Below are 7,354 nucleotides of genomic sequence, written 5' to 3' on the forward strand. Positions count from 1 at the left end.
CATATCACCCACAAACCAATTTTGCTATGCCATCTGTTTCTAAAATATCCGTAATGTGGAGTACACTGCCTTTTTCAATATGACTATCAAACACATAATTAGATAATGGTGTAATAAAATACTCCTCTACCACATTTCCGACACCTCGTCCACCTTCTTCAAGGTTTCCAAGAACCTTTTCTTCTATTTTTTTCCATACATTTTCACTTAATTGAATTGTAATTGCTTTCGTTTCCTTAATTTTCTCGCATATCTTATTTATCTGAGATTTCATAATCTCCTTTGCAGCATCAGGCTGAATAAAATTAAATACTATCAGATTCTTTCCGATTCTGTTTAATACTTCTGGTTTTCCCTTTTCATGAAAATAATCCTGTATTCCCTCTGTCACCGTATTTTCAACCTGCTCATAAGGCATATTGATATCTACCACTCGTGTTTTAACACCTCCGATATCCTTATAAATTCCAAGATTACTTGTAAATACTATCAGGGATTCCGAAAAATACACAGTATTTCCCTGTCCATCTGTCATTCTTCCATCTTCAAGAATCTGCAAAAATTTATCCCATATACTTGGTGATGCTTTTTCAATCTCATCAAAAAGCAATAATGAGAAAGGATGTTCTTTAATGACATTTGTCAACTGACCTCCTGCTTCATAACCTACATATCCCGGAGGTGCTCCAAACAACTTTTGTGCAGAATGGCTTTCTGCATATTCACTCATATCAAATCTTCTACATGCACTTTCATCCCCAAATAAAAGTTCTGCCAAAGATTTCGCAAGTTCTGTCTTTCCTGTACCTGTTGGTCCTGCAAAAAATAAAATTCCCTTTGGCTTTGAATTAGACGAATGTTGAAGTCCTGATAAACCTGTTTTAGCCCTTTTTATTACAGATATACTTTTCTGAACAGCTAAATCCTGTCCCTTTACTCTACATTTAATTTTCTGTTCTGCATTCTCAATCTGACCTCTTTCGATTGCATCCCACGGATTCTCCTTAATTCCATATTTATACAATGCCGTCACATCCAAAAGGCTCCTATCACCCTCAGGCTGAATCATCTTTAATTCCATTATTCCTTTAAGATCAAGTATTTTCATTCCATCAGTTATATCTATAAAATGATTTATTCTTTTTTCCTGTTCATCTGATGTCAAATCACTATTTCTTTCTTCAAAAAAATCACGATACAAATTAACATATTCCACCCGAATATGTTTATCCGGTGTTGGCAAAATAATATTCTTAACATTAGGATTATCTAGATAAAACCAAGCAGGAATATCATTGACCTTGTCAACTATCATTATCAACAGATTTTGTCTTTTTCTTTTGTCCTCCTGACTAAAGTTTCTTCTTGCATTCATCGATGCATAAAGTAGATTCATAAAAATTGCACGTTCCGCCTCCTGCATTCGTGTTGGATCTGCAATTGTCTGTGACGCAAAATTTACACAAACAACAGCTGGATTTCTATTTTCAATAAGTATTTTCTTAATATATTCACTTGCCTTTAATGTATCACACATTATTGCACTGCCAATCTGACCATTCACTCTAATATCATCCTGTGTTTCTTCCATATAATGATATGCTTCTAAGCACTGTTTGTCATATTCTGATAATTGTGATTTGTTTTCTTCAAATTCAGTCATTGTTTCAGAAAAAACTGAAACAGCACTCTTTTGTTTATTTCTGTTATAAAATCCATTTACCGGATCATAAAAGCACACATTATATCCGTTTGCAGATAATGTTTTATGAATATAATTATCTAATTTAAAAAAATTAGCACATTTTTCATTATCCTCATCTAACACTGGATATTCATCATAAATATTTCCTTCTATCACAATACAGTTCTTTATTTTTGTAAAACACTCAAATTCACGAATCCATTTAGGCATATTCATAATTTACACACTCCTCTCACTGTTATGTATTCCTACCGACATAAGTTCATCTTTCCAAAAAATATTTTGAATCTGTCGACCTTTGTCCATGTATTTTTTGTACTTTTCTTTAAGATTTTCTTTTAAAAAATATATCTTTTGATTTGTAGACGCTATAAGGGCTGTTTTGTTGTCATTTTTTTCATCAATGTATTCCCCAGATATAAGTACACCTATATACTTAAAACATTCCTGCACATCACTATCTTGTATTTTTAATAGTTCTTCATATGTATATCCCGAAAAAACAAGAATATCCTCAACCTTCGATGATATTTTCTGCAAAAATTTTTTTAGTTCACTAGGCTGTGCAAATGGTTCACCTCCACTTATAGTTATTCCATCTATTCGCATAATATCAATTTTTAAAATCATATTTTCTAACTGTTCCACAGATATATTTTTTGTTTTGTCAAACATCCGTAATTCTGGATTTGCACATTTTTTACACCTTTTATGACATCCAATTGTCCATATTGCCAATCTATTCCCCGGACCAAGAGCAGTCACTGGAAATAATAATCTATCTATTTGCAAATTCTCACCTCAAAATTTTGGTCTGCCAAAGTAATAATGTCTTCATTTACAATACGCATTTTTCCCTGACTTTTGTAAATTCTCTCCCCATTAATCCTTGTCCCATTTGTACTATTCCAATCCTCAATAAAAGCACATGTTCCGTCAATAATAATCAGTACATGTTGTCTTCCAATATATCTTTTCTCACTAAAGTAATCACTTTCAACATCACCAAGTTTTCCAAGAACATGCTTACCTTTGCTTATTCTTATAACTTTTCCATCATTGTTATTGACAAATTCTATGTAATTGATTTCCTCAATTCCAGATTTATGGTCTTCTAATTTTATTTCATTACAGTCAGACTTTTCGACAAAATCATCTGCCATTTTATTATTTTCAGACTCATCTATCTGCTCCGATTTACCAATATTTTCTGTATTATCTGCTTCTTCTGAGCTAATCTTTTTTTCTTTGTCATCTGGTACTTTATCTTTTTCTGCTATTTCATTCTCTGATTTTATTTTGCCAGTTTCTAAAAGATATTCTTCTTCCGAAAGAATACTATCTTCTCCAACATTTTTTATATTTGTATCAAAACAATTAGGGCATGCTTTTGGAATACCATCTTTGTCAGTAAAAGATGTCCATTCTTTACAACTTCTACATCTTATATACCATTTTTTATTATTATTTTTCTTCTCCATATCATCACTTACAATCTCATATGGTTTGTCACAATCCGGACAACGAAATATTGTCATATTTCTTTCAACTCTTTTGCAAGAACTGCAATAATGATATCCTGCCATTTTATCATTCCTCCTTATCTACATATTGCAAATGTTGTACATTAACATCTTCAAACTGTCTCTCAGGCTTAGATTCTGAAACAAGCTGCACATGACGGAAACTAAACCTCTTAGTTGATTTTCTAATATTCTTCTGACGCACAATATGTTCATTTGAAGTCTGTTCTGCCGAAACAGGCATTAAATTTTCATAATTAATGTGAATACCTTTTTTTAATAACTGCTCCCGTATATGCGGATACAAATCACAAAACGCTACCTGCTGACGAACCATTTCTTTTACCTCGGCATCCGTAGGTGGATTATCCCCCTCGCCAATAACATTCATCATAATCATTCCATCACCAAACGAAGTTGATATTTTTTCACCTTTCTTATCTTCAAAAATAATTCTGGATACACTCTCGGCATCATGTAACTGATATGATGATATACTTGAATATCCATAACCTTTCATAATATTTTCTATGCTTTCCTCTATATAAATCCTTGATTCCTGCTTTTCAACCCTGTTCCTCAAAGTATTAACACGCTTTCTTAATTCTTGAATTGAAAATTCTTCATAATTTTCACGCTTAACATCCAATGCCTGACAAAACGATATGTATTCGAGTTCCAAAGTAGTTCTTTCTTCCATCTGTTCATTTTGAGCAGCCACCAGCATAGAAACATATTTATCGAGTCTCGCATATTCCATTCTCATTTGTTGCAAGACTGCTCTCTTACTTTTCATCGAATATGCTCTTTCACTTGTATCATTTATGAAAGTCAATTCTTGATCTAATCCATAAATCAACTTTTTCTCTCTATCCGTCAGATAATGAAATTTTGAATATTTCTCTAAGTCAGCTTGAAGCATTTCTAATAATGCAAGTTCTTCTATTGTAAAAGGTAATGTTTCAGAATCAATATATTCACCTTCTTCAGGCATAAACGGTATATCTTTTTCATCTCCCATATATCTTCCTATGCGAACACTATTGACATTTATTTTTTCTGATTTTTCCTTCTCTTTTTCTATTTTTTTCATCCATTCTTCTGATGCTCTAGCAACACGTTCATTTTCCTTTTTGACTTGTTTTATACCGGAATTAAACTCATCAATATCCTTTTGCAACTTTTTTAGTACATAAGACATTTCACTCAGAAATTCCTCTTTCCACTTTGGAATGTCTTCTACTTTCTGTACTCCCATTTTTCTTAACTGCTCTACACTATGAGAAGCAACAATCGCTAAATCAAATTTCTTTTTTTCAACTTTATCAGCATATTGCTCTTTTAATAATTTAACTTCTTTAAGTAATCCCGACTCATCTCCATACCCAATAGGAATACTGTTTAATGTTACATTTCCATAATTTTGTATCCATAAAACCGTATTTTCAATGTCTTTATTAATATTCTCAAACAATCCTCTATAATAATTATCTTTACCTATCTGCCTTAATCTTTCATTATTTCTTGCAATAACTTCTGGATCACAAGTTACTCCTACCATTTTGGGACCACTCATAGCATTTCCTCCAAATATCTATTTCTTTCTCTTTATACTATTTACCAAAACATACATACCGATAATCATGACAATAATTGTTCCCCACGATTCCATTGAATCTACTGTTCCCTGTAATATATTACATACACTTCCATACTGTGTTTCCAATACTATCATCAACAAAAGAAATATTACTGATGATGTAATAGCTGTTGAAATCGCCCTACCTATAGATGTACTAGGGAACTGTTTAATTATGTAAGTTAATATAAAACTGTCCTTTTTTAATCCAGTAATAAATGACAACAACAAAATCGGTGTATACAAAATACTTCCACCAGTTATAACACATTCAACACAATATACACACCACTTCATAACTATATTGTCTCTTACAAAATCCATAAAAAATCCGTAAACGATAATGCCACCGAATACAATAACAATTCTTGATGTAATCTTTCCAACAAATCCTGCATTTCCAAATGAAAATGTATTTGATACCCAGTTTATCATCAATGTCAATGTAACTAACTCAACAAAATCTAATGCAAAAAAAGCAGGACTATCTGAAAAATACTTTCTCACACTTCCCGCTTTTTCTATATTCCGCACTAATGGAAGTCCTGAATCAAAAATCCCACCTGTCGAAAAATCCTGATTAAATAACTCTAACACTAAAACATATAAAATAACTGCCGTAATACAATTTACAACTATTGTACTTCCCTTATTTTCTTCCCCTGTAACAGAACATAGTACACCAAACAGTATGGCTAAAATAATGACAAAACACAATAAAGTTTCTAACATATCACTTGCTTTTCTCCATATGTATTTAAAATTAACAATAAAATGCTATTATATATTTTTTATTCTTATTTGTTCCAATGCATTAATAATCTTACCTGTATTTAATTTCTCTATTATAATTTTATTGGGTGATTTATCAACATATTTTTCAGCAAATATTATTATTACATCTTTTCTTCCAAATGAACCTTGACAAATTAAATATCCTTGTATCGTACTTCTTCCTCCCTCGCCATTTAACACTTTATGTCTGTCAACTATAATTTCATTATTGTTAAATATAGCTTGTACTCCTTTTGCAATAACATAATTTTCATATATTTTAATCTCGTACTTACTGTAGTTAATATCATTGCGAATTTTTATACTATAGATTATTCCAATAATTAATAAGATAACAAAATACCACCAATACACTTTTATTTCTATATTGTTTAAATATAAATATCTTCCAATCGCTAAAAATATAAATAGTATAAGTAAATCAATTATCCAATAAATATTCTTACCATTTTCCTCATATAACAATTTACCACTATTTTCTTTTTCTTCTTTGTCCGTAAAGCTTGTATTTAAACTTCTAAGTATAGCTCTATGGTCTAACTTTTTTCTCTCCATATAACTCACCTTTAATCATACAATAGTATTGCAACTTCAATAACAAGCTATGTTTTCATAATCTCATAAAAACATAGCTTGCCTTCAAACAATAATTTTAATTATCAATCTAACTATGATAATGAAAACAGCCATTTCTATCAGACGGTCTATTATATCCACCATATCCGCCTTCACAATATGGTTTTCCATCTCTTGTATCATCCCAGTTAGCATACCTACAATCAGAACAATTTCCCTCAAAACAGCCTGCTGGAATTCTTATTGGACATTGCTTTTTTCTCTCCATATAACTCACTCCTTCCTTTTTTATTTCAAAAAACAATACAATAGACATTATCAAATAATATAATAATCACATTGAATAATCTCCATCGTTTGATTTTTAATTGCATATAAAATCATTTCTTTTTCAGGAAAAACTATTATCGGAAAGTAGAGCACTTTTACACTCAAAGGCATAACATTCATTATCTTATACATATACTCTATATCACCCTTTGACAGAGTCCTGATGCCAAAATAATGTGTATGAAATATGCCTAAAAAATCAATATTCTTCTCACTCCATTTATGTATCTTTTCATTCATTACATCTACATTAGGAGTATATCTACACATGTATTTTCCTTTTGAAACAGCATCATCATCTACCCAATATTCTGTTATCTCCTGATTTTTTCCACCTATAATTCCTCCTGTTTCTGGTAATTTTTCAGGCAATCTCTGCAATAGATTTAATAATTTTTCATTTTTTATTTTTAATTCATACATATTTTCACTCTACTTATCATTTCAATCAAAAACTTATAATTCACTACTTGAATAAAACATTAACAAAATAATTCATTTTATACCACAGAATATTCGACATATTATTTTAATAAACGTATAAGCAGCTATAGCTAATGTAATACCAGCAAACACATATGATAAAACAAAACTAATACCTATCTTTGCTGCGATTGGACCTGCTTTTTTCTGATTCAACCATATCTTTGTCTTTTGTGGTAACCGACTTGCTAAAAATCCTTCTCCTTTAGATAATTGCTTCCATCCACGCCAAAAACCATATACAAAGTAAGCGCAAAATATCCATGCGGATAGCATATCAACAAATATTATGCCATAATTAGA

At 31.0% G+C, this 7,354-nt stretch carries 9 protein-coding genes; all 9 read right to left on the minus strand.

Annotated features, from left to right (window positions below; all coding sequences use genetic code 11):
• Positions 1-4 precede the first annotated feature (4 nt).
• A complete protein-coding gene (locus KQI69_RS00530) occupies positions 5-1,921 on the minus strand; it encodes an AAA family ATPase (RefSeq protein ID WP_216563331.1) in 1,917 nt (638 codons plus the stop codon).
• 3 nt (positions 1,922-1,924) lie between these two features.
• The gene (locus tag KQI69_RS00535; RefSeq protein WP_371818689.1) at positions 1,925-2,470 is read right to left on the minus strand and encodes a 4Fe-4S single cluster domain-containing protein; all 546 of its coding nucleotides are present in this window, start codon (positions 2,468-2,470) and stop codon (positions 1,925-1,927) included.
• A gap of 17 nt (positions 2,471-2,487) precedes the next feature.
• The gene (locus KQI69_RS00540) at positions 2,488-3,291 is read right to left on the minus strand and encodes an FHA domain-containing protein (protein ID WP_216563333.1); all 804 of its coding nucleotides are present in this window, start codon (positions 3,289-3,291) and stop codon (positions 2,488-2,490) included.
• A gap of 4 nt (positions 3,292-3,295) precedes the next feature.
• Entirely contained in the window at positions 3,296-4,804 is a 1,509-nt protein-coding gene (locus tag KQI69_RS00545; RefSeq protein ID WP_216563334.1) for a hypothetical protein, read from the minus strand.
• An 18-nt stretch (positions 4,805-4,822) separates the two neighbouring features.
• A complete protein-coding gene (locus KQI69_RS00550; RefSeq protein WP_216563335.1) occupies positions 4,823-5,599 on the minus strand; it encodes a hypothetical protein in 777 nt (258 codons plus the stop codon).
• Between the two features lie 48 nt (positions 5,600-5,647).
• Positions 5,648-6,217 (minus strand): hypothetical protein, encoded by a 570-nt coding sequence (locus tag KQI69_RS00555; protein ID WP_216563336.1) that lies wholly within the window; start codon positions 6,215-6,217, stop codon positions 5,648-5,650.
• Positions 6,218-6,326: 109 nt separating this feature from the next.
• Positions 6,327-6,506, minus strand: coding sequence for a hypothetical protein (locus KQI69_RS00560; protein ID WP_216563337.1), 180 nt, complete (start codon positions 6,504-6,506; stop codon positions 6,327-6,329).
• 50 nt (positions 6,507-6,556) lie between these two features.
• Positions 6,557-6,991 carry a hypothetical protein gene (locus KQI69_RS00565; RefSeq protein WP_216563338.1) on the minus strand — a complete coding sequence of 145 codons (435 nt, stop codon included), beginning with the start codon at positions 6,989-6,991 and terminating at the stop codon, positions 6,557-6,559.
• Between the two features lie 72 nt (positions 6,992-7,063).
• Positions 7,064-7,354 (minus strand): hypothetical protein (locus KQI69_RS00570; protein ID WP_216563339.1); only part of this gene is annotated, 291 nt, incomplete at its 5' end.

This window comes from Eubacterium sp. MSJ-13 (genome assembly GCF_018918235.1).
Taxonomy (GTDB): domain Bacteria; phylum Bacillota; class Clostridia; order Lachnospirales; family Lachnospiraceae; genus Butyribacter.

Coding starts and splice junctions, on each gene's coding strand:
- KQI69_RS00530 (WP_216563331.1), bottom strand. CDS start 1,921: ATGAATATGCCTAAATGGATTCGTGAATTTGAGTGTTTTACAAAAATA.
- KQI69_RS00540 (WP_216563333.1), bottom strand. CDS start 3,291: ATGGCAGGATATCATTATTGCAGTTCTTGCAAAAGAGTTGAAAGAAAT.
- KQI69_RS00545 (WP_216563334.1), bottom strand. CDS start 4,804: ATGAGTGGTCCCAAAATGGTAGGAGTAACTTGTGATCCAGAAGTTATT.
- KQI69_RS00550 (WP_216563335.1), bottom strand. CDS start 5,599: ATGTTAGAAACTTTATTGTGTTTTGTCATTATTTTAGCCATACTGTTT.
- KQI69_RS00555 (WP_216563336.1), bottom strand. CDS start 6,217: ATGGAGAGAAAAAAGTTAGACCATAGAGCTATACTTAGAAGTTTAAAT.
- KQI69_RS00560 (WP_216563337.1), bottom strand. CDS start 6,506: ATGGAGAGAAAAAAGCAATGTCCAATAAGAATTCCAGCAGGCTGTTTT.
- KQI69_RS00565 (WP_216563338.1), bottom strand. CDS start 6,991: ATGTATGAATTAAAAATAAAAAATGAAAAATTATTAAATCTATTGCAG.